This window comes from Zoogloea sp. GDB6 (genome assembly GCF_056724105.1).
In genome coordinates this window covers 5,021,529-5,042,966 of sequence record NZ_CM161497.1, presented here as the reverse complement: position 1 = coordinate 5,042,966, position 21,438 = coordinate 5,021,529, and the positions used below count along the sequence as shown (strand labels likewise).

Annotated in this window: 20 protein-coding genes and 1 CRISPR repeat array; of the genes, 9 read left to right on the top strand and 11 right to left on the bottom strand. The window is 62.9% G+C overall.

The window, feature by feature from the left end:
- Window positions 1-58: 58 nt before the first annotated feature.
- The gene (locus AC1PQG_RS22985) at window positions 59-1,351 is read left to right on the top strand and encodes a lytic murein transglycosylase (RefSeq protein WP_481120055.1); all 1,293 of its coding nucleotides are present in this window, start codon (window positions 59-61) and stop codon (window positions 1,349-1,351) included.
- Here the strand turns inward: AC1PQG_RS22985 and AC1PQG_RS22980 are convergent.
- Window positions 1,274-1,669 carry a response regulator gene (locus tag AC1PQG_RS22980; RefSeq protein ID WP_481120054.1) on the bottom strand — a complete coding sequence of 132 codons (396 nt, stop codon included), beginning with the start codon at window positions 1,667-1,669 and terminating at the stop codon, window positions 1,274-1,276. The genes AC1PQG_RS22985 and AC1PQG_RS22980 overlap by 78 nt on opposite strands.
- A gap of 112 nt (window positions 1,670-1,781) precedes the next feature.
- On the opposite strand from AC1PQG_RS22980, the gene queF reads away from it, so the two are divergent.
- The 5 genes from queF (at window position 1,782) to AC1PQG_RS22955 (ending at window position 5,288) form a co-directional block, all read left to right on the top strand.
- Complete coding sequence (queF, locus tag AC1PQG_RS22975) at window positions 1,782-2,633, top strand: NADPH-dependent 7-cyano-7-deazaguanine reductase QueF (RefSeq protein ID WP_481120053.1); 852 nt, start codon at window positions 1,782-1,784, stop codon at window positions 2,631-2,633.
- A complete protein-coding gene (murB, locus tag AC1PQG_RS22970; RefSeq protein WP_481120052.1) occupies window positions 2,630-3,682 on the top strand; it encodes a UDP-N-acetylmuramate dehydrogenase in 1,053 nt (350 codons plus the stop codon). The genes queF and murB overlap by 4 nt, the downstream gene beginning before the upstream one ends.
- An 81-nt stretch (window positions 3,683-3,763) precedes the next feature.
- Window positions 3,764-4,330: a hypothetical protein gene (locus tag AC1PQG_RS22965; RefSeq protein WP_481116259.1), complete on the top strand. Its 567-nt coding sequence runs from the start codon at window positions 3,764-3,766 to the stop codon at window positions 4,328-4,330.
- A gap of 85 nt (window positions 4,331-4,415) precedes the next feature.
- Entirely contained in the window at window positions 4,416-4,775 is a 360-nt protein-coding gene (locus tag AC1PQG_RS22960) for a cupin domain-containing protein (RefSeq protein WP_481120051.1), read from the top strand.
- Window positions 4,776-4,805: 30 nt separating this feature from the next.
- Window positions 4,806-5,288, top strand: a complete 483-nt coding sequence (locus tag AC1PQG_RS22955; RefSeq protein ID WP_481120050.1) for a hypothetical protein — start codon at window positions 4,806-4,808, stop codon at window positions 5,286-5,288.
- 28 nt (window positions 5,289-5,316) lie between these two features.
- Here AC1PQG_RS22955 and AC1PQG_RS22950 read toward each other — a convergent pair whose 3' ends face one another.
- Entirely contained in the window at window positions 5,317-6,126 is an 810-nt protein-coding gene (locus AC1PQG_RS22950; RefSeq protein WP_481120049.1) for an alpha/beta hydrolase, read from the bottom strand.
- Window positions 6,127-6,437: 311 nt separating this feature from the next.
- On the opposite strand from AC1PQG_RS22950, the gene AC1PQG_RS22945 reads away from it, so the two are divergent.
- Together AC1PQG_RS22945 and AC1PQG_RS22940 are read left to right on the top strand one after the other, a co-directional pair.
- Window positions 6,438-7,259 (top strand): PhnD/SsuA/transferrin family substrate-binding protein, encoded by an 822-nt coding sequence (locus AC1PQG_RS22945; RefSeq protein ID WP_481120048.1) that lies wholly within the window; start codon window positions 6,438-6,440, stop codon window positions 7,257-7,259.
- Entirely contained in the window at window positions 7,256-9,673 is a 2,418-nt protein-coding gene (locus AC1PQG_RS22940; protein ID WP_481120047.1) for an EAL domain-containing protein, read from the top strand. Before AC1PQG_RS22945 ends, AC1PQG_RS22940 begins: the two co-directional genes overlap by 4 nt.
- On the opposite strand, the gene AC1PQG_RS22935 is transcribed toward AC1PQG_RS22940, so the two are convergent.
- The 6 genes from AC1PQG_RS22935 to cas4 form a co-directional block, all read right to left on the bottom strand.
- The gene (locus tag AC1PQG_RS22935) at window positions 9,634-10,179 is read right to left on the bottom strand and encodes a hypothetical protein (protein ID WP_481120046.1); all 546 of its coding nucleotides are present in this window, start codon (window positions 10,177-10,179) and stop codon (window positions 9,634-9,636) included. The genes AC1PQG_RS22940 and AC1PQG_RS22935 overlap by 40 nt on opposite strands.
- An 82-nt stretch (window positions 10,180-10,261) precedes the next feature.
- Window positions 10,262-10,531 carry a cupin domain-containing protein gene (locus tag AC1PQG_RS22930; RefSeq protein ID WP_481120045.1) on the bottom strand — a complete coding sequence of 90 codons (270 nt, stop codon included), beginning with the start codon at window positions 10,529-10,531 and terminating at the stop codon, window positions 10,262-10,264.
- A 472-nt stretch (window positions 10,532-11,003) separates the two neighbouring features.
- Window positions 11,004-12,095 (bottom strand): IS5 family transposase, encoded by a 1,092-nt coding sequence (locus tag AC1PQG_RS22925; protein ID WP_481120044.1) that lies wholly within the window; start codon window positions 12,093-12,095, stop codon window positions 11,004-11,006.
- 128 nt (window positions 12,096-12,223) lie between these two features.
- Window positions 12,224-15,862: direct repeats of the CRISPR family, unit length 37 nt; unit sequence GTTTCAATCCACGTCCGTTATTGCTAACGGACGAATC.
- Between the two features lie 186 nt (window positions 15,863-16,048).
- Window positions 16,049-16,339: a CRISPR-associated endonuclease Cas2 gene (cas2, locus tag AC1PQG_RS22920; RefSeq protein ID WP_481120043.1), complete on the bottom strand. Its 291-nt coding sequence runs from the start codon at window positions 16,337-16,339 to the stop codon at window positions 16,049-16,051.
- Between the two features lie 10 nt (window positions 16,340-16,349).
- Entirely contained in the window at window positions 16,350-17,378 is a 1,029-nt protein-coding gene (gene cas1c, locus AC1PQG_RS22915; protein WP_481120042.1) for a type I-C CRISPR-associated endonuclease Cas1c, read from the bottom strand.
- Window positions 17,379-17,381: 3 nt separating this feature from the next.
- Window positions 17,382-18,017 carry a CRISPR-associated protein Cas4 gene (gene cas4, locus AC1PQG_RS22910; protein ID WP_481120041.1) on the bottom strand — a complete coding sequence of 212 codons (636 nt, stop codon included), beginning with the start codon at window positions 18,015-18,017 and terminating at the stop codon, window positions 17,382-17,384.
- A gap of 8 nt (window positions 18,018-18,025) precedes the next feature.
- Here cas4 and AC1PQG_RS22905 point away from each other — a divergent pair, with 8 nt between their 5' ends.
- The gene (locus tag AC1PQG_RS22905; protein WP_481120040.1) at window positions 18,026-18,148 is read left to right on the top strand and encodes a hypothetical protein; all 123 of its coding nucleotides are present in this window, start codon (window positions 18,026-18,028) and stop codon (window positions 18,146-18,148) included.
- Between the two features lie 7 nt (window positions 18,149-18,155).
- Here AC1PQG_RS22905 and cas7c read toward each other — a convergent pair whose 3' ends face one another.
- From cas7c to cas5c, 3 genes are read right to left on the bottom strand one after another with little or no spacing between them, the layout of a single operon-like run.
- Entirely contained in the window at window positions 18,156-19,037 is an 882-nt protein-coding gene (gene cas7c / locus AC1PQG_RS22900) for a type I-C CRISPR-associated protein Cas7/Csd2 (RefSeq protein ID WP_481120039.1), read from the bottom strand.
- Window positions 19,037-20,776 carry a type I-C CRISPR-associated protein Cas8c/Csd1 gene (gene cas8c / locus AC1PQG_RS22895; RefSeq protein ID WP_481120038.1) on the bottom strand — a complete coding sequence of 580 codons (1,740 nt, stop codon included), beginning with the start codon at window positions 20,774-20,776 and terminating at the stop codon, window positions 19,037-19,039. Before cas8c ends, cas7c begins: the two co-directional genes overlap by 1 nt.
- Window positions 20,773-21,429, bottom strand: a complete 657-nt coding sequence (gene cas5c / locus AC1PQG_RS22890; protein WP_481120037.1) for a type I-C CRISPR-associated protein Cas5c — start codon at window positions 21,427-21,429, stop codon at window positions 20,773-20,775. The genes cas8c and cas5c overlap by 4 nt, the downstream gene beginning before the upstream one ends.
- Window positions 21,430-21,438 lie beyond the last annotated feature (9 nt).

The following is a 21,438-nucleotide window of genomic DNA, read 5'->3' as shown; positions in this document are numbered from 1 at the left end:
CGAGGTGATCTCCGTGGCCGGGCCCATCGCCCTATCGTCAAACTGTGTCCGCAGATCAATGAAACGAAATAACTCCGTGGGTGCTTGTGCCAGCGCCCGCTTCGCCATCTTTGGTGCGTCACTGTGCATTTTGGTGTCGGGTGCCGCCGCCAATGCCCAGGCCGCGCCCGACCCGGCCGGTTTCGCACCCTGCGTGGCCGGCCTGAAAGCCGCCGCGGTGGCCCGCGGCGTGTCGCCGGACGGCTACGAGCGCCTTACCGCCGGCCTCGCGCCGGACATGAAGGTGCTGGATCTGCTCGACTACCAGCCGGAGTTCCGTACTCCGATCTGGGATTACCTGGCCGGTCTGGTGGACGGCGAGCGAATCGCCGACGGCCAGGCCATGCTCGCCCAGTGGGGCGACACGCTGGCGGCGGTGGCGGCCCGCTTCCGCGTGGACCCGGCCACGGTCGTCGCGGTGTGGGGTGTGGAAAGCAACTTCGGCCGCAACTTCGGTTCCCGTCCGCTGCTCACGTCGCTATCCACGCTGTCCTGCTACGGGCGGCGCCAGGCCTATTTCCGTGGCGAGTTCTACGACGCGCTGAAGATTGTCGACAGCGGCGACGTCAGCGTTGATCAGCTCACCGGTTCGTGGGCCGGGGCCTTCGGTCACACCCAGTTCATGCCGTCCACCTTCCTGCGCCTGGCCGTCGATTTCGATGGCGACGGCCGCCGCGACCTGGTCGGTAGCGTTCCCGACGCGCTGGCGTCCACCGCCAACTTCCTGAAAAGGGCGGGCTGGCGTGAAGACGAAGTGTGGGGCTATGAAGTGCGCCTGCCGGCCGGTTTTGATGCCAGCGGCGCCGGGCGGCGCAACAAGCAGCCGCTGGCAGCGTGGAGCGGCCGCGGGGTGACGCGTGTCGACGGCACGCCGCTCGACGGCGCCGGCAACGCCGGCCTGCTGCTGCCGGCCGGACCGAAGGGGCCGGCCTTCCTGGTGTTCCGCAATTTCGATGCGATCTATGGTTACAACGCCGCCGAGAGCTATGCGCTGGCCATTGCCCATCTGTCGGACCGCCTGCGCGGCGGCGGGCCTTTCGTCACCCCGTGGCCGACCGACGACGCTGGCCTGTCCCGCGCCGAGCGGCGCGAGCTGCAGACGCTGCTGGCCGCTCGCGGCCACGCAATCGGCACCGTGGACGGCATGCTCGGCGACGCCAGCCGGGCGGCGATCCGCATCGAGCAGGAGCGTCTCGGCCAGCCGGTGGATGGCCGTGGTGGGCAGAAGCTGCTGTCAGCCCTGCGACGGGAAGGCGGCGCGGGGCAGTCGCTGCAGCAGGACGGCCTCGATGCGCCGGCGCAGGGCCGGTAGCTGGAAGGGCTTCAGTACATAGCCCTGGATGTCGAGGGCCAGCATCGCGCCGACCTGATCGCGGGCCCCTTCGGCGGTGAGGACGATGATATGGGTCTCCGGATCCTCGGCGCGGATGTGCTTGATCAGTTCGTCGCCGCGCATGCCCGGCATGTTCCAGTCGGTGACGACCAGATCGGGCTGTTCCTGCCGGCACAGTTCCAGCGCCCTTGCCCCGTTGTGGGCTTCGAGGATCGAGTAGTTCAGCGAGGCGATGGCAGCCCGCACGAAGCCGCGTATCGTCGCGACGTCGTCGACGATGAGGACCTTGTAAGTCATGCTGTGATGCAGGTAGGCGGAATTGCCACATTAACGGAGCTGTGGCGGCCGAGCTTGAAAAGATTGTGTCCTGTACTCCCGGCCGGCCGCTGCTGGCCTGAGTCAGTACAATATGAGGATGTCTACGAAACACCCCGCTCACCCCAACGCGTCGCCTCTCGGCAAGCCGGTGGCCTACGCCGAGCACTACGCACCGGAACTGCTCTTCCCCATCGCCCGTCAGGGCAAGCGTGACGAGATCGGCCTGGCCGACGGTGCGCTGCCTTTCGTCGGCGAGGACCTGTGGAACGCGTATGAACTGTCCTGGCTCGACCCTCGCGGCAAGCCGGTGGTGGCGCTGGCGAGTTTTCGCGTGCCGGCCGATTCGCCCAACATCGTCGAGTCCAAGTCCTTCAAGCTGTACCTGAACTCCTTCAACCAGACCCGCGTGCACAGCGTCGCCGACCTCGGCAAGACCCTCGCCCGCGACCTGTCGGATGCCGTCGGCGCGCAGGTGGCGGTGCAGGTCGAGCCCCTTAGTACTCGCCCCGAACGGGCCATCGGCTACCCCGACGGCGTGCTGCTCGACACCCTCGACATCGACATCGACCGCTACACGCCCGATCCGTCCCTGCTGAAGGCCGACCACGGTGCGCCGGAGGTTGGCGAGACGCTGTATTCCCACCTGCTCAAGTCCAATTGCCTGGTCACCGGCCAGCCCGACTGGGCGATGGTGGTGGTGCGCTACTACGGCGCGCCGATCGACCGGGAGGCGCTGCTGCGTTACATCGTGTCCTTCCGCCAGCACAACGAGTTCCACGAGCAGTGCGTCGAGCGGATCTTCGTGGACATCCTGCGTGAGTGCCGGCCGTCCAAGCTGTCCGTGTGGGCGCGCTACACCCGCCGCGGTGGGCTGGACATCAATCCCTACCGCCGCACGCCGGGCCTGCCGGCGCCGGAACCCGTCGCCGAGGTCCGCCAATGAGCCACGCCGCCAACGCCATCGACCTGCTGCGCCAGGACGTCCCCCTCGACAATCTGAACACCCTGCGCCTGCCGGCCCGTGCGGCCTGGTTCGCCGTTGTGGACCACGTGGATGCGTTGCGCGCGGTGCTTGAAGATCCGCGCATCGCCGGCCTGCCCCGGCTCGTCATCGGCGGCGGCTCCAACCTGGTGCTGACCGGCGATTTTCCCGGCCTGGTGTTGCATGTGGCCTTCCATGGCCGCAGCCGTGTGCAGGAGGACGCCGAGGCTTTCTACATCCGCGCCGGTGGCGGCGAGAACTGGCATGACTTCGTGCGATGGACGCTGGAGATGGGCTGGCCGGGTCTCGAGAACCTGTCGCTGATCCCCGGCACCGTCGGCGCTGCACCGGTGCAGAACATCGGTGCCTATGGTCTCGAGATGGCCGAGCATTTCTACAGCCTGCGCGCCTACGACCTGGAAACCGGCAAGACCGTGGGCTTCGACAAGCGCGACTGCGCCTTCGGCTACCGCGACAGCTTCTTCAAGCAAGCCGGCAAGGGCCGCTACCTGATCGCTGCCGTCACCTTCCGCCTGCCCAAGGCCTGGAAGGCGGTCACCGGCTATGCCGACGTGGCGAAGGAGCTCGACGCCCAGGGCATCAGCTCGCCGACGCCGCTGCAGGTGTCGGACGCGGTCATCGCGATCCGTCGCCGCAAGCTGCCCGACCCGGCCGAGATCGGCAACGCCGGCAGCTTCTTCAAGAATCCGGTGGTCGATGCTGATACTTACGCCCGCCTGGTCGCGCAGCATCCTGGCCTGCCCCATTACCCACAGGCCGACGGCCGGGTGAAGCTGGCCGCCGGCTGGCTCATCGATCAGACCGGCTGGAAGGGCCGCCGTCTCGGCCCGGTGGGCTGCTACGACAGGCAGGCCCTGGTGCTGGTGAACCACGGCGGTGCCACCGGCGCCGACGTCATCGCTGCCAGCAACGCGGTGCGTGCCGACGTGCTGGCCCGTTTCGGCGTCGAGCTTCAACCGGAGCCGGTCTTTGCCGGCGCCTTGCCGTAGCATGCGAGCCTGACCTGCCCTAAAGCTTTTCGGCGCCATGCCGAATATTCGCCATCAATCAACCGGTCTCCGGAGAATGTCATGACTGCACCAGAAGAACGCCGCGGCACCAGCGCCCATGCCCCTGACCTGGACTGGAGCCAGGTCCGAGAGACGGTGCTGCTGCTCGAACTGGCCGTCGGGCAGATCGAGTCGGCGATGAAGGAAGGCAACAGCTCGGTGGAGGTGCTGACCGATTCCTTCACGTCGATGGCCGGCTACATGCGCATGATGGGTTCCGCCCTCGAGCAACTGCCGGACACGCCGGCCACCGCCCAGCTGAAGGAATCCCTCATCGGCCATGCCGGCGAGGTGGCGGGGCGCGTGCAGAAGTCCATCATGGCCTTCCAGTTCTACGACAAGCTCAGCCAGCGCCTGGCCCACGTGTCCCACAGCCTGGAGGCCCTGTCCAGTCTCGTCACCGACCAACGCAAGCTCTACAACCCCTTTGAATGGGTTGCACTGCAGGAGAAGATCCGCGCCAAGTATTCCACCCGCGAAGAGGTGGAAATGTTCAACGCGGTGATGCAGGGCGTGCCGGTGAAGGAAGCTCTGAGCCACTACAAGGCCGAAATGAAGGACAAGGGCGACGACGTCGAACTGTTCTGAACACCCGTAGGGGTGAGTCCATGTGCCATCGGATTTCCCCTCAACCCGCAGCAGGCGAATGCCTGCCTGCACATGAGAATCCCCCGTGCCGTCCGTGATCCATTTTGCCGACCCGGCGCCCGCCGCGGTCGAAGACCATCCCGCCGTCGAACGGGCCATCGGCGCGCCGCCGCGGCGCCTGACCGCCGAGCGTTATGCTGCCGACAATGGTGCGCTGTCCATCGGAGACTGGCACTGCGAGCCGGGCGCCTGGCGGATCGCCTTCCATCCGGGGCGTCACGAGTTCTTCCAGGTGATCAGCGGGCGTTTGCGCATCGTCGATACGAAGGGCGTGGCGCGGGAGTTCGGCCCTGGCGACGCCGGTGTCATCCCGGCCGGCTTCACCGGCACTTTCGAGGTGCTGGAGCGGGTCAGCAAGCGCTACGTAATGCTCGACCGCGCCTGAGGGTGGCCCGGCGCACGGTAAAATGTGCTGATGACACATGAAGCAGACGATTTGCCCGAGGTGGTCAAGGAAGACCGCTTGTGGTGCGACAACGGATGGACCGCCCGCGTCATCAAGAACGAGGACGACGACGGCTGGGCCGTGGCGATGATCAAGCATGGCGAGGCCGAGCCGGCGCTGGTTGGGCCTTGGACGATGGGCCGCGACAAGAAAAACCCCAAGCCTCTCGACGCGGCGGCCTTCAGCACGCTGGTCAAGACCGCCTCCGAGGTGTTGCGCCGCCACGAGCAGCACTTGCATGCACTGCTCCACAAACGCATGACGGTGAGCACCGATGACGGGCCGGTGGAGGTGACCCTTGATATCGTGCCTGACGACTACGAACCCTATGCCAGGCTGGCCGCCCACGACGCCTTCGGCGAAGTGATCGCCGAAGTGCGCGTGGAGGCCGGCTTCAAGCTCAACCGGGCCAGCGCCGCAGCCTGGGTCGAGGGCGGTTTCCGCCGGCCGTAGAGTCCTGCGTGGAGTCCGCTGGCCGGGTTCAAGCCTGCGCCGACGGAATCGTGTCCAGCCAGTCGCCGAGCGCGGCGGCGGCCTGCGGCCATTGGGGGTCGAGCATCAGCATGTGCCCGGCGCCGTCGATGACGACCTGGCGGGCTTTCCACTGCAGTGCGGTGAAGAACAGCATCGATGCAGGAAACACCGCGTCTTCCCGCCCACCCATCACCAGTGCCGGAATGTCCGGCCGACGCCCTGCCGGCGTGAAGGGCAGGGTGACCATCTCGGCAACGGCCTGTTCCGATTCGGGCTGGATCATCGGCATGTACTGCAGCACGTCCTGGCGCGGCATGTCGGGTGAGAAATACACCTCCGCCATGACGCGCAGCGTGTGCTCCGTCGGTCGTCCGGCCACCACGTTCGGCAGTTCGCGGAAGAAGTCCGGCTGCAGCAGCGCCAGCCGGCTGGCCGAGCCACCGGTGCCGGTGGGCGGCACCGGTGCCAGCAGCGCCACCCCGGCGGCCGGGCTGCGGGCCAGGTAGCGCTGCACCACCAGGGTTCCCATCGAATGGCCGATCAGCACCGGCGTGGCGGGCAGTTCGTCCACCGCCTGGGCCAGATCGTCGGCGAAGTCGTCCAGGCCGAAATCGTCCAGGCGCTCGCGGCCTTCGCTGCCGCCGTGGCCGGAGAGATCCAGCGCATAGGCGTCATAACCGCGATGGTTGAAATACGGAATGAAATTGTGTTCCCAGCACAGGGCGTTGGTATAGCCGCCATGTACGAACAGCAGCGGCGGACGGGGCGTGGTGTGCGCTGCGGGATGGCGGTGGATCTTCAGGCGACGTGGGGGCATGGGGATGGAATGGTCCGGATGGCATCGAAAAGTCGGTAGCCGGCAGGTAAATCGTGCCGGCCGTGGATTCCTGCATGGGGAGCGGCGGGCCGAATCGGTAAGCTGCGCGCCATGACGGATGCCGCGGTTGCACCGCAGCAAATGCCGTTACGGCAATCAAGTTACCAGCGGCCCGGCCGATAGGATTCACATGTCCGTTTGTCGGGCGTTGTGGTCCTGCGACCCCTCGAATGAATCCCATTGTACGAATGGAGTGTGGCGAGATGACAGCGCAATGCGGTGGAGTCCCTGCTAGGGCCTGGCGTACGTGGGTGCTGCTCGTCCTCCTGGTGCTTGCCGGGCCGTTGTTGGCCGCCGACGGCGCGACCCTGCGTTTCGGCATCCTGCCTTTCAACAGCACGCTGGCCTTGATGAAGACACACCAGCCGTTGCGCCAGTTCCTGCAGACGCGCCTTGGGCGACCGGTGGAGATCTTCACCGCACCGGACTATCAGACCTTTCTGCGCGAACAGCTGGACGGCAACTACGACCTGATGATCACCCCGCCGCATTTCGGTCTGATGGCGCTCGACAAGGGCTATGTGCCGCTGTACCACTACAAGGCCCGCATGGAGCCGATCATGGTGGTGCGCAAGGACGATGCGGCCGCTGACGCGAAGGGGCTGCGCGGACGGCGTATCGCGATCGCCAACCGCATCGCCTTCGCCTCCATTGCCGGCCTCAAGTGGCTGGGCGAGAAGGGTATGCGCCCGGACAAGGACTTCGTGTTGCAGGAACGTCCCACCCACGGCGCTGCAATCGCCGCGGTGGCCGTCGGCGACGCGGACGGGGCGATCACGACGACGACGCTGCTCGGCCAGGTGCCGGAGGACGTGCGCCAGCGCCTGCGCTATTTTTCGTCGGAGATCCGGCTGCCCCACGTGCTGTTCATGGCTCATAAGCGGCTGGGGCCGGCCGAGTTGCAGCGCCTCAAGGACGTGCTGCGCGCCTTCGAGAGTGCGCCGGAGGGCCAGGCCTTCTTCCGGGAAACGTCGTATATCGGCTTCGAGGAGCTCGATGCCGGCGAGCTGGCGGTCTATAAGCCCTACTTGGCCACCTTGCGGCAGCTGATGGATCAGAGCCGCCCGCAATGATCCGCGTGCCCTTCTTCCGCTCCTTGCGCAGCAAGCTGCTGCTGGCCAGCTTGCTGATCGAGGCGACCATGCTGGCGTTGCTGGTCGGCAACGGCATGCGCTTGATCGAGGCCCAACTCGAACACCAGCTCGAAGTGCGTATCCAGGCCATCGAGCTGGCCTACAAGACTGCGGTTGCGGTGCCGCTGGCGGCGCGCGACTACGCGACACTGCGGGACATCCTGGACGGCTGGCAAGTCTCTGCCGACGTCAGCTATCTGGCCGTTACCGACCCCCGTGGCCAAGTGCTGGCCGCCTCCGGTTGGGACGGCACCGGCGGCCTGCCGGAGGCCTCCCACAGCTTTAATGGTGCCGGCGTCTATCATGTGGTCTTCGATGTGGAGCTGCAGGGGCAGGTTTATGGTGCGGTGCATTACGGGCTGTCCACGTCCTATATCGAGGCTGCCAAGGCGGCGCTGTTTCGCCAGGGCAGCCTGATCGCGCTGATCGAACTGAGTCTGAGCCTGTTGCTGCTGCTCGCCACGGGTTACTGGCTGACGCGCCATCTGGTCAATCTGGCCGAGGCCAGCGCGCGCGTGGCGGACGGGGATTTCAGCGTACGGCTGGACTACCGTACCCGCGATGAGGTGGGCCTGCTCGCCCATAGCTTCAACGCGATGATCGATGCCGTGCGCCAGCGCATCGCCGAGCTTAGCGACAGCGAGCAGCGCTTCCGCGCCATCGCTGACCACACCTACGCCTGGGAGAACTGGTTCGGGCCGGACGGCCGCCTGCGCTGGGTGAACCCGGCGGTGGAGCGCCTGACCGGTTACACACCGCGGGAATGCCTGGCCTTGGAAGATTTCCCGTTGCCGCTGGTGCTGGCGGACGACCGCGAACTGGTGCATAACCAGCACCAGTGGGCGCTCGCCGGCCAGACCGGGCAGGACCTGGAGTTTCGCGTGCAGCGTAAGGACGGGCAGGTGATCTGGGTGGCCATGTCCTGGCTGCCGATCCATGCCGACGACGGTAGCAGCCTGGGCTACCGTTCCAGCCTGCGCGACATCACGGTGCAGCACTTCGTCACCGAGGAACTGGCCTTCCACGCTTCCCACGATCCGCTGACCGGGCTCTACAATCGGCGCGCCTTCGAGAACCAGCTGACCCGTTCGCTGGATGACGCGGCGCGCAGCCGCGAGAAGGTGATCCTGGTTTATATCGATCTGGACCAGTTCAAGGCCGTCAACGACGCCTGCGGCCACTCGGCCGGGGACAGCCTGCTGCAGAGCCTGGCCGAGGCGATGCAGACCCGCTTCTCCTTCGGCTATCTGGCCCGGCTGGGCGGCGACGAGTTCGGCCTGATCATGCGCGGTGTGAGCCTCGACGAGGCGGTGCGCCGCGCCCAGCTGATCATCGACGACATCCGTGCGATGCCCTTCACGTGGGAAGGCAAGGTCTTCCGCATTGGCGCCAGCATCGGCATCGTCGAATCTTCGGCCAGTCTCGGCTCCGTTACCGACCTGCTGATCGCTGCCGACACTGCCTGCTACGCGGCCAAGGAGCGTGGCCGCAACCGGGTGCAGGTCTTCATGGCGACCGACGACTACTTCCGCGCCCGCCAGGCGGAGTTCATGTCCCTGCCGCAGATCTCGGCGGCGCTGGAGCAGGGGCGCTTCGCGCTGTATCACCAACGTTATCGTTCCCTGCGGCCGGGGCACCGGGATCACCTGGAGATCCTCGTCCGCATGGTCGGCGAGGATGGCCGGATCATCGCGCCGGCCTATTTCATTCCCGCTGCCGAGCGCTACAACCTGATGCCCTTCATCGACCGCTGGGTCATCGAGAACACCTGCCGTGCCATTGCAGGCTGGGTGGCGGCCGGCGCCACCGCGCTGCCGCGGGTGGCGATCAACCTGTCCGGCGCGACGCTGGCCGACGAGGAACTGCCGGACTTCATCCGCGAGACCTTTGCGCGCAATGGAACCGACCCGGCCTGCATCAGCTTCGAGATCACCGAGAGCTGCGCCATCGCACGCGTCGAGCGGGCCTTCGAGTTCATCGACTTCGCTCACAGCCTGGGCTGCGTGCTGGCCCTCGACGACTTCGGCAGTGGCCTCTCGTCCTTCGGCTACCTCAAGCAGTTCAAGGTCGATTACCTGAAGATCGACGGCATGTTCGTCAAGAATGCGGACAGCGACGCCGCCGATCAGGCGGTGGTCGAATCGATGGTTAGGGTCGCCCAGGTGCATGGGTTGGCGACCATCGCCGAATTCGTTGGCAGCGAGGCGGTGCTCGACGTGGTGCAGGGGCTTGGCGTGGACTATGCCCAAGGTTTCGCCGTGCACGTCCCGTCACCGCTGACGGACACGGTGCCGGTCTTCGGCGCCGTGGAGGCTCAGGCGGACGGCGTCTCCTGCTCCGCCGCCTCGGCGTAAACCACGCGTACCTGCCGGGCCGTCAGCAGATAGGCGGTCGCCAGCAGGCTGATGGCCAGCGGCGGCAGCATGCCGAGCAAGAAGTCCGGCGCCGGGACGGCCGCCAGAGCAGCGACCTGGCCGGCCGCGAACAGGTACAGCGCATTCACCAGTGGCCCTGACACCCACAGTGCGATCAGCGCGCGCCACACGATGGAGTGTCGCCGTCCGGTCAGCACGCCGACCCCGCCGTACACACTGAGCACCAGCGCCGCCGCGGTCAGGAAGATCGTGAACGTGTAGTAGAGATCCCAGTATGGATTGGCCGCGATGGCCGGATGCTGGTTGGCGATCACCTGCAGATAGCCGACCGCAGCCATCCGGTACAGCGGATTGACGGCCAGCAAGACCAGCGCAATCAGCGCCAGCCCGCCGCGCAGGCCGTAGGTGGTGCCGATGCGGCGATAGGCAAAGAACAAGAGCCCGGCAAGACTGAGGGCGAGGGCAATACTGAGGAGCGGATTCACGAGCAATTCCCGGGGAGTCAATCAGGGAGAGGGGGCTGTATAGCGCACAAAGCTTGCATCCAGCCCACCGCGACGCCGAGGCTCAGCGCCGGCCGACGACGTAGCGCACGCCGTCCGGCCCATAGGTTTCCGTGTGAGGCTGCCCGGCCGCCAGGTGGAAAATGTCCCCGACCTTGAAGTTGCGGGCTTTTTCGCCATCGCAATGCAGGCAGATTTCCCCAGCCAGGATCAGCGCTCGTGCCTCGAAAGGGTGGGTGTGCACATCGAGATGGCCATTGGGCGGCCGCTCGACGATGACGATTTCGCCAAAACCGTCGCGGCGCAAAGCCGCCTCAAACTCGTGCTGGTTCATGCTGCCGGGCCTTGTGTGGGGTGAACGGAGCGCACCGGGTGGCGCGCGGCTGGGGGATCGTATCTTAGCGTGAGAGTCGGTGGGTAACCCGATGCACAGAATGGACGAATCCGATTGAGCGTTGGACGGTGACGCCGGAGTGGATACAGTTTCAACTCACGTCCGCTATTGCTAATGGACGAATCGCGGGAACATCACGACGATGATGCAGGGGTCGCGGTGTTTCAATCCACGTCCGTTATTGCTAACGGACGAATCGTTGTCTGCGCGTGGCCGGGTGGGCCGACGAACCGTTTCAATCCACGTCCGTTATTGCTAACAGGCCGATGCAAAAAGCTCAGAGCCCACGTCCAGCCTGACGCTCATCATCCGGTGTCTCATGACTTCATTCCCCGAAATGGATTGTCAATTCTGTTTTGATGCCCGCCGAATGGGCTGGGGAATGAGTTTTTACCCAATCCCGGATACCGCTTCATGCCGCGCTCCCCACGTCCTGCAATTTCGCAATCCGCAGCAGGTTATACGCAGCGGCCGACAGATAGGCTGCGATCTGGGTTCGAGCTTGGCCGATGAAACGGGTCTTTCTCATTCCGCCCACCGTCTTCAGCCAGCCAAAAATCTCTTCAACCCGCTTTCGTTTGCGCTGGCTGACCTTGTAGCCCTCGGTGCAGGTCGTCCGTCCATCGAGGCCCGGTGTCTTGCGCCCGTCAATACGGGCGATATGCGGCTTGATCTTGTGCTCGCGCAGATGCTGGACGAAGTCCTTCACGTGGTAGCCCTTGTCGGCCCCCAACGTCTTGGGGTGAATCCGGCGGCGCCGGGCGCGGGTGAGCAACTGGCGGGCGGCTTTGTGTTCGGCCAGAGTGGCATCGGTGATGAGCAGATCGATACACAGGCCACTGCGGTTCTCCATGAGCGCATGGCCGCCATAACTGAGCTTGGCCGGCTGGCCGTTGCCCTTCCTCATGAGCTTCGCGTCGGGATCGGTCGTGCTCTGGTGAGTGGCGTTGGAGCGCTTCTCGCCCTTGAAGTCCACCATGCCGGTGCCGTCGCCGGGCTTGGGAGGTTCGTTGTCGCCCTTGCATTTGAAGCTCTTGAAGGACGCCCAGGCGTCGATCAAGGTGCCATCCACGGTGAAGTGATCGGACGACAGCAGCTTGTCCTTGCGGGCCAGACGTACCACCTCGTCGAAGAAACGGCGGGCGATATCGGTTTCCACCAGGCGCTCGCGCAGGCGGCTGAAATTGGATTGATCCAACCCACCCGATTCCAGGTCCAGATCGAGAAACCAGCGAAAGAGCAGGTTGTAATCGAGTTGCTCACAGAACTGCCGATCCGAGCGCACCGAGTAGAAGGCGATCAGCAATTGGGCCTTGAGCAGCCGCTCTGGCGGAATCGACGGTCGGCCGCCCTTGGCGTAAAGCCCATCGAGCTCCGCCGAAATGGCCGACAGTGCCGAGTCGGCCAGTTTCTTCACCGGCCGCAGCGGATGATCGGCCGGAATCCGGGACTCGACCGAGAAATAGTGAAACATCGAGGACTGGGGATCGACTTCGCCGCGCATCGGTGCAGTGCCTGGGGTTCGGGAGATACGGCTAGGACAGATGGGTGGTCGGATCGTTCACTGGGTTCTGCATCAACCTGCTAACGGACGAATCGGTTTCGCCGAGGGCGTCGGAGGCCATTTCGATCTGTTTCAATCCACGTCCGTTATTGCTAACGGACGAATCCCCGCATCGGTGGGACAGACGCGATGCATCAAGGGGTTTCAATCCACGTCCGTTATTGCTAACGGACGAATCACCCTGGAACCGAGGAAAGCGGATGGGTTTGGTATGTTTCAATCCACGTCCGTTATTGCTAACGGACGAATCACATTCCCACCATTCCCAGAAATCCCGCTGCCAGCCTGTTTCAATCCACGTCCGTTATTGCTAACGGACGAATCCAATTGACGCCCACCAGATAGTTCTTGAATGGCCGTTTCAATCCACGTCCGTTATTGCTAACGGACGAATCTCCCCTGGCCGGTGGGCAGCTTGTCCCGATCCAGATCGTTTCAATCCACGTCCGTTATTGCTAACGGACGAATCGCCTGGAATGGCCAGCAGCACGGTCACGGTCGGGCGTTTCAATCCACGTCCGTTATTGCTAACGGACGAATCGTGGCAGGCGAGGGGGTAACGCCGTCGAGGGTGTAGTTTCAATCCACGTCCGTTATTGCTAACGGACGAATCAAGGGGGCCAAGTGATGGCCTCCGGCAAGTTCTATAAGTTTCAATCCACGTCCGTTATTGCTAACGGACGAATCGTGTCGGGATGCCCGATGCAATGACCTCAAACGTGTTTCAATCCACGTCCGTTATTGCTAACGGACGAATCTGGCCACCAACGAATCCAAGATCATCCTCACGGCGGTTTCAATCCACGTCCGTTATTGCTAACGGACGAATCCCCTGCTGCGATCCGGCCTGCCGCAATCGCAGCGAGTTTCAATCCACGTCCGTTATTGCTAACGGACGAATCCTGTAGCTGGGCCGGGTGATGTCGTCGTCGATCTTGTTTCAATCCACGTCCGTTATTGCTAACGGACGAATCGGGTCTTGATGCTGACTTGCGCCGTGATCTGGAAGTTTCAATCCACGTCCGTTATTGCTAACGGACGAATCGAAGCCGTGGGAAGTCGAGGCGGAGTGGTTACGGGTTTCAATCCACGTCCGTTATTGCTAACGGACGAATCCAAGGACCAGCCGAGGACGGTAAGCCCTGCCAGTAGGTTTCAATCCACGTCCGTTATTGCTAACGGACGAATCGCAATCAGGCGTAGAAGTTGTTCAGATCAAGGCTGGTTTCAATCCACGTCCGTTATTGCTAACGGACGAATCGTGCTGCCGGGCTGCGTGATCTTCGGCCCGACGATGGTTTCAATCCACGTCCGTTATTGCTAACGGACGAATCAGTTCGAGCACGATGGCGGGAGATGCTGCTTCAATGTTTCAATCCACGTCCGTTATTGCTAACGGACGAATCGCATCACCAGGCCCCCGCCATGCCACCGAGTTCATGTTTCAATCCACGTCCGTTATTGCTAACGGACGAATCGCGCCGCTGCCGAGATTGGGAGGGCAATGCAATGGTTTCAATCCACGTCCGTTATTGCTAACGGACGAATCAAATGGTCGCGCAGGTGGGGGAGTCGATTTACGGAGTTTCAATCCACGTCCGTTATTGCTAACGGACGAATCTGTTGCCAGTCTTCCGGATGGCGAGGATATGGAAAGTTTCAATCCACGTCCGTTATTGCTAACGGACGAATCTAGTGCGCGATGACGACGACGCGCAATACCAGCGGTTTCAATCCACGTCCGTTATTGCTAACGGACGAATCCAGTTGCCAAGGGCCACCCGATGTATTTCGGCGAGTTTCAATCCACGTCCGTTATTGCTAACGGACGAATCGCTTGCGCCGTGACGACTTACAAACTCGAGATTGACGTTTCAATCCACGTCCGTTATTGCTAACGGACGAATCCGGTTGTTCGGCTCGCCATCCGTGAAGACCACGATGGTTTCAATCCACGTCCGTTATTGCTAACGGACGAATCGTTTGCTTACTCGTTCTGGCAGCTCGGAAAAGTCGTTTCAATCCACGTCCGTTATTGCTAACGGACGAATCTTTCAGTAGCAGCGATGGGGGTGCGACCTGGTCGCGTTTCAATCCACGTCCGTTATTGCTAACGGACGAATCTGAGGGCGTCGGAGGCAAAGCGGACGGGGACGTCGTTTCAATCCACGTCCGTTATTGCTAACGGACGAATCCGGCCCCAATCATTTCAAGCCCCGTCGCTAGGTAGCGTTTCAATCCACGTCCGTTATTGCTAACGGACGAATCAACCGTGAAGAGATGGGCCGCCTGCGCGGACTGACGTTTCAATCCACGTCCGTTATTGCTAACGGACGAATCAAGGACCAGCCGAGGACGGTAAGCCCTACCAGGAGGTTTCAATCCACGTCCGTTATTGCTAACGGACGAATCGCACGTCCGCTTGCTCTACATCGCTCTGTGGTGCGTTTCAATCCACGTCCGTTATTGCTAACGGACGAATCGCGTGGGTAAGCTCGGTGACGGGCGTGTCCGCACCGTTTCAATCCACGTCCGTTATTGCTAACGGACGAATCACCAGGCACACGAAGGTCGGCATTCCGATCAGGTGGTTTCAATCCACGTCCGTTATTGCTAACGGACGAATCCCTTGCGTCTTGCGGGTGTAATCGGCCTGCATCAGGTTTCAATCCACGTCCGTTATTGCTAACGGACGAATCTGTAGATCTCGGTCGGCAGCTGCTCGCTGTTGCCCAGGTTTCAATCCACGTCCGTTATTGCTAACGGACGAATCGTCGCTGTCTAATAGCCGGGGAGAGGTGCAAACAAGTTTCAATCCACGTCCGTTATTGCTAACGGACGAATCCGACGCCGATGCCACGCAAGCGGCCCTGGTGGTGGTTTCAATCCACGTCCGTTATTGCTAACGGACGAATCGGTAGTGACAGCCTCAATGCGCTTGATTCCCAGGTTTCAATCCACGTCCGTTATTGCTAACGGACGAATCCATGTTGGAGGCAGCGTTCGCCCAGAAGGAAGAGAGGTTTCAATCCACGTCCGTTATTGCTAACGGACGAATCGGTTCGAACGCCTAGTCATCTACCGAAAGATGCGAGTTTCAATCCACGTCCGTTATTGCTAACGGACGAATCGCGACCTGCTACTGATGACGGTCAGCGACTGCAAGGTTTCAATCCACGTCCGTTATTGCTAACGGACGAATCGCTGCGAGCACCCGGTATGTCGTCTATGCGGGGCTGTTTCAATCCACGTCCGTTATTGCTAACGGACGAATCGGGAGCAGGAGCCGGCTGGCTATGTAAACAGCGACGTTTCAATCCACGTCCGTTATTGCTAACGGACGAATCTAATCACTCCACATGGGTTGGTGATGGGTATAAAAGTTTCAATCCACGTCCGTTATTGCTAACGGACGAATCGCACACATGCGCGCCAGTGACGCACAGGGAGGAAGGGTTTCAATCCACGTCCGTTATTGCTAACGGACGAATCGTGAGGATTCTGGTGCTTCGAGAAATTGGTAACCTGTTTCAATCCACGTCCGTTATTGCTAACGGACGAATCATATGCAGATTTCAAATGGGGTTGCCTACGACAAGTTTCAATCCACGTCCGTTATTGCTAACGGACGAATCCAGCGGGCAGCGCTGTCGTAGTCGTCGAGTTGGAGGTTTCAATCCACGTCCGTTATTGCTAACGGACGAATCCCTTCACGCGCAAAAGTCTGATCCGTCACGGAAAAAAGTTCGCTTTGCGCGAACCTGCGCGTGAAGAGTGGTGACGGATGTTCCATGGAGGGGTTCTATTTTGCCTTACTGCTTCGAATCAACAACTTGATGTTCGCGCGAACCTGCCGGGAAAATCCTGGGCACTGGGGGTTCGCGTTCGGGATGTTACAACACCAGCGGTCCGTTGAAGTCGGTGGCACGGAAGGTACCGTGTTCGCGGACTTCGGCGCCACGGCTTTCAGGGAGGCGGTAGAGGCGGAGATTATCTTCGGTCAGTTCGATCTCGGCCAGAAGTTCCCGTTCGAGGGTTTCGAACTGCATCAGGTTGACCTGGCATTCGAAGACGGATTTCTGGACGCGCTGGCCGATGCCTTCGCAGACCTTGGCAATCCGGCGCAGGCGTCGGCGGCCGGCTTTGGTTTCGGTATTCACGTCGTAGCAGACGATGACGAGCATGGCAGTGCTTTCAGCGGATGATGAAGGGTAGGTATTCGGGCATTTCACCTCGCAGGCTGCGTGCCAGCAGGCGGGCCTGGACCAATGGGACAACGCCGAGGGGGATGGCTTGTTCGAGGAGTGGGTGGGTCAGCTCTTCTTGTTTGCGTTCCTGCCAGGCCACAACGACGGCTTTGCGGGCCTCGCCTTCGAGTAGTACCGCGCCACCTTCCCGTTCGACAAAGTCGCCGACGCCAATCTGGCCGCGATTGATGAGCGTCAGCGCGACGCGGTCGGCGATGGCGCGGAATTCTTCCATCAAGTCGAGCGCTAATGCGGCGCGCCCGGGGCGCAAGGCATGCAGGAAGCCCACCTGCGGGTCGAGACCGGCGGCCTCGACGGCCGAGCGGCAGTCGCTCATCAGCATGGAATACAGGAAGGACAGCAGCGCATTCATGCGGTCACGGGGTGGGCGCCGGCTGCGGCCATCCATCTGGAAGGCGGTGCGGGCCTCGGGGCGGACCACCAGGTTGAGCCCCGCAAAATACTGGCGGGCCGCTTCGCCCTCGATGCCGCGCAGGGTGTCCAGGTCAGTAGCATTGGGGAGCGCACGCACGGCGGCGGCCAGATCATCGGCGGCGCGGGTCAGGCTGGCTGCATCGGCGGGCTCTTTGGCTTCCCGGGCGCCGCGCTGCAGCACCTGGCGGGCATTCTTGATCTTGCCGGCCATGCAGCAGCGCGCAATGCTGAGGGCGAAGCTGGCGTCCCGGCAGCGTTCGTGCTGTGCCTGGCGCAGCAGCACGTTGCCGGAAACGGGGCCTTCCAGGCGTGCCTTGAAACGGCCGTTGCCGTCGAGCAGCACCAAGCCGGTGCCACTGTCGGCCAGCCGGTGAATCAAGGGTGTGGACAGCTTCACGTTGCCAAAGCAGACCACGCTGCCCACATGGTGCAGTGGCACGCGCAGGCGGGTTTCGTGTTCCACCTCGATGCGCAGGGTGTCGTTCTCCAGATGCAGGTAGCTCTCTGGCAGGGTCACGTAGAGGGTGTTAAGCAGTTGCATCGGTCAGGCATCCGGGTCAAAGAGGGTTTGGTGGAGCTGGTCCAGGTCGGTGCCATGGGACAGCGCCGCCGGTTGGCACAGATCGAACAGGGAGCAAGCGCGGCAGCGTTCGTCATTGACGGGCGGTGGGGTCTGGCCGTTGGTCAGCATGGCGCGGATTTCCGCCGTGGCAGTTTCGACGGCTGTGCGTAGCGCCGGCGTGATCGGCACCACCCGGCGGCGTTTGGAGGTGGCGTAGAACAGCGCCCCTTCGGGCACCGCCCTGCCACTCATTTCCTCCAGGCACAGGGCCTGGCCGGCCAGTTGCAGGTCGTCGCAGGCGGCGATGGCCGCTTTCTTGTTGCGCGAGCCGTGCTTGTATTCCACTGGGTAAGGCGTGCCGTCTGGCTGGAACTCCACCACGTCGGCCTTGCCGATCAGGCCGAGGCGATCACTGAACACCGGTAGCGCCCGCTCGGCCCGGAGGCCGGCACGAACCTCCACACCGGGCTGGTCGGCACGGGCATGGACGGCCTGCCCGCGCAGCGTGAACACGTTGTCTTCGAAAGCCTGCTCGAGGTAGATGAGCGCGCACTGGCGCGGGCAATAGGCCCAGTGCTGGAGGGCGGAAAGGGGTATCGGGTCGAGTGGTTCCGGCATGAGGCGTCATGAGCAGCATCGAACAATTGGAGGCGGAAGTGCTCACTAACCAGATCGGCCCGGATAGCCTGAGCATCACTGCCATTGCTCACCAGCGCCGCCGCCCGGGGTATTGGGCAAAACGGCGCTGACGAGTCACTACCCCACGCGCCGGATCAGCGACACGCCGGCGGGCATGTTGGCTTCATCGACGGTGACTTCGTAGTCTTCAAAGTTGCGCGGAATTTCCGACACCGGCTTGGCCTCAATGCGCTTGAACAACTCATGGGCGCGGGCGTTGCCGAGTTCCGAGTCGTGCTTGAAAACGTACAGCCCGCGGGTCGCCATTTCGCCGCGGGCGGCGGAGCGGTCGTGCTCGAACATGTTCTCAAGTGCCTGCCACAGCAATTCCAGGTCTTCCTCTCCGAAGCCGGTCTGCTTGGCCAGGAAGGAGGACACGAAGCCGTGGGCCATGTAGAGGCCGTAGGGCACGGTGTGCTTGCGGCCCATGGTGCGGTTGTCGCCTTGCTGCTTCTCCGCCTCGGCTTCGGTGGCGACGGCCATGCGGGTGATGGAGTGTTCCAGCGCCACGATGGGCGCCACCGAGCGGGCGAAGGTGAGCTGAACCGGGCCGCGCACCTGACCGCAGTTGATGCCCAGCGACATCACCGCGCCGAAGCTGCGCACGTCGAAGAAGTTCTGGCACATCCATTTGCGGGCCTGATCGACGGTGTCACCGCTGCCCTTGCGCTTCTTGTCCTCGCCCTTGAGCGCGTCTTCAGCGCCGATGGCCTTGTAGGCCTTTTCATGGGCTTGTACGAGGATGGCCTTCTCCTTCACGTAGATGTCGTAAGGCGGCGTGTCGTTTTTTACCAGACTGACGAAGTTGCGCACCTTGCGCTTGAGGGATACGTCAGTGACCAGTCCGTGGCCGGATTCGGCGTCGAGGCGCGGCAGGTTGCCGGCGTCCGGGTCGCCGTTGGGGTTGCCGTCTTTCACGTCGAAGAGCAGCACGAAGTCGTAGCGGTTGTTGAGAGCCATCAGTTGTTCTCCTCGGTGGATTCAGTCTTGTCGGATTTGGTGAAGAAGGCCTGGCGCTGGTGGTAGTAGCCGAGGGCGAAGCGGCCTTGCTCGGCGAGGGCCAGGTGGGCGGGGAAATCGGTGACGCAGGACAGCACCTCGCCAAGCAGTTTCTCGAACCACACCGTGCGGCCCTGGGAGAGCTTTTTGAGGTGGGCGTTCTTGAGGCGCAGCAGAGTGGTAAACACGACTACCGGCGTGGAGGATGCGGCGCCGTAATAGCGGTCGCGGATTGTCGCGTTGAGACCCGGTGAGGCTTCTTCCTGGATTTTTTCCAGGACGGCGAACAGCCGGCCCAGGCGATAGGCCGTGTGGGTGTTGTCGGGGTCGAGCATGGGAAGAAACTCCTTTTCCTGCGCAAGGCGGCGGATGGAACGATTGAGGCAGGCCTTGATGGCGGCTGCGCGGGGGTAGCTCACGTCCTGTTCGGCGCGACAGCGGACGACGGCCAGATTCAGCAGTTGGCTGGGGTAGGGCGCGTTACGGTCGGCGAGGATGGCATCCACCACAGCGCCGCCCAGGTTGGGGGGAATGTTGTCGGCCTTGCCCTGCACGGCACAGGCGACCAGCAGGCGGAACAGGGACAGGTGGGCGTGTTCCCGCGGGCCATGCACGAGGCAAATGTCATCGAAGTGCTGGCGGATGCGTTCCGCGAGTTCATGCAGTGGCAGGCAGTGGAAGAAGCGCACCGCGATACGCGCGGCATTGGGGGCCAGGCCCAGCACGTAGTAGCGCGTGGCGCCGTCCGTGCCGGCCAAGCGGCCGCTGTCGATGGCTTGGTAGAGCGCCTTGACCGCCTGCACATGACGGTCCGGATCGTCCTTTGGCGGCTCGCCGAAGAGATCGGGAATGGCAGTTTCCAGCGGATCTTCCCGCTCCGCCCAGAATACCGTGGAGGCATCGCCGACCTGGGTCCGGTTGCGGGAATCCCGCACCAGCAGGTGGTTGAGGGCCGTGGTGTAGGCGAAAGCGGCGGGTTTGCCGACCGGGGCATTTGCACCTTGGGCCTTGCCGTAGGAGGTGAAAGCGTCCAGGTTGAAGGAGACGATATTTGCGCCGGATGTTTGTGCGCCCCACACGCCCTTGATGGCGGAATGCAGGCGTTCGGTTTCCACCGCATCGCCTGTCACCAGGCAATGTTCGCTGCGCGCGGTCGTTTGATTGTCGGCCATGGCGGCGGCGATCACCGCTGGTCGCTGGCAGATCAGGTCGCCGTCACCTTGGAGGCGGAAGGTCATCAACGGATTGGCCGCGAGGATTTCGGGCCATGGAGGCTCGGCTTCCAGCCGGGCGCGGTCGGCCTTGTCGAGAAAACGGAGGACGGCCGTGATGCCTTGGTCTTGTCGGGTGACTTCGGGCAGGGCGTCGAGCCGTGCCCGGTATGCCGCGTGCTGCTCGGCAACGCGTTCCGGTTTGCCGCGGGTGTCGACCCCGAGTACGTATTCGGCGGTGTCCCACAGCAAGTTGGCGGCCACGCCGGAGGTCTTCTTGACGCCTTGCGGTACGCGTTCGCGGCGGCCGATCTTCTTCTTGCCTTCGGTTTCACGGGTGTCGTGGATGCGCACAAGCTCGCCGTCGGCGGTGATTTCCAGCACGAAGGGAATTTCCTTCTCCTCGAGCCCGAAGGCCGGCAGCCGCTTGCTCGGATCAGGGTCGGCGGCCTTGCGCCGGTAATAATCGTTGAGCGCTTGCAGGATCATCCCCTGACCTCCGGGCTGTCCCAGGCCGGCACGTGGAGGCTGCCTGCCCGAATGTAAGCGTTGAAAAAGCGGGGTCTCGGGTCCGCCGGATTGCCGAAATCCAGGTCGTAGAGCATCCAGCCCAGTGCGGAGGTGTCGGGAATCGGAGGCGGCTCGTTGTCCGGCGATTCGACCAGCCGGAAGTCGGCGGCGAATTCCCGGCACCCCAGGTAGGGTTGGTTCACGCACTGGCCCTTGGTGGCGCGGCGGGCGAACATCTCGGTGTACTTCTGGACCGGTAGGTCGCGCTTCAGGACTTCCAGCCGGGCGTGCAGGCGATAGGCCACGTCACGCAGGAACAGGCCGGCACGCTGCTGGCGTTCGTCCTCGATGAACAGCGCCAGATCGCCATGGCCGGCATTCATGGCTTGCTGGATGTTGTGCACCGAAGCCTTGGCACCGACTTCATTGCGCCGCAAGTTGATGTGCCGCACGGGTTTGAGCACATCGATGCGTTCCACGTGCCAGCGGATTTCCGGCTTCCACAGGATCGCCTCGAAGACCGCGCGGGCCGCCGATGGCGTGATCACGTCGTACGACACCCGCTCGACTTTCATTTCAGGGCGGGTGAAGCAGGCGAAGGGGCCTGAGACTTCGAGGCAGAAGGTGCTCATGTAGGGGCT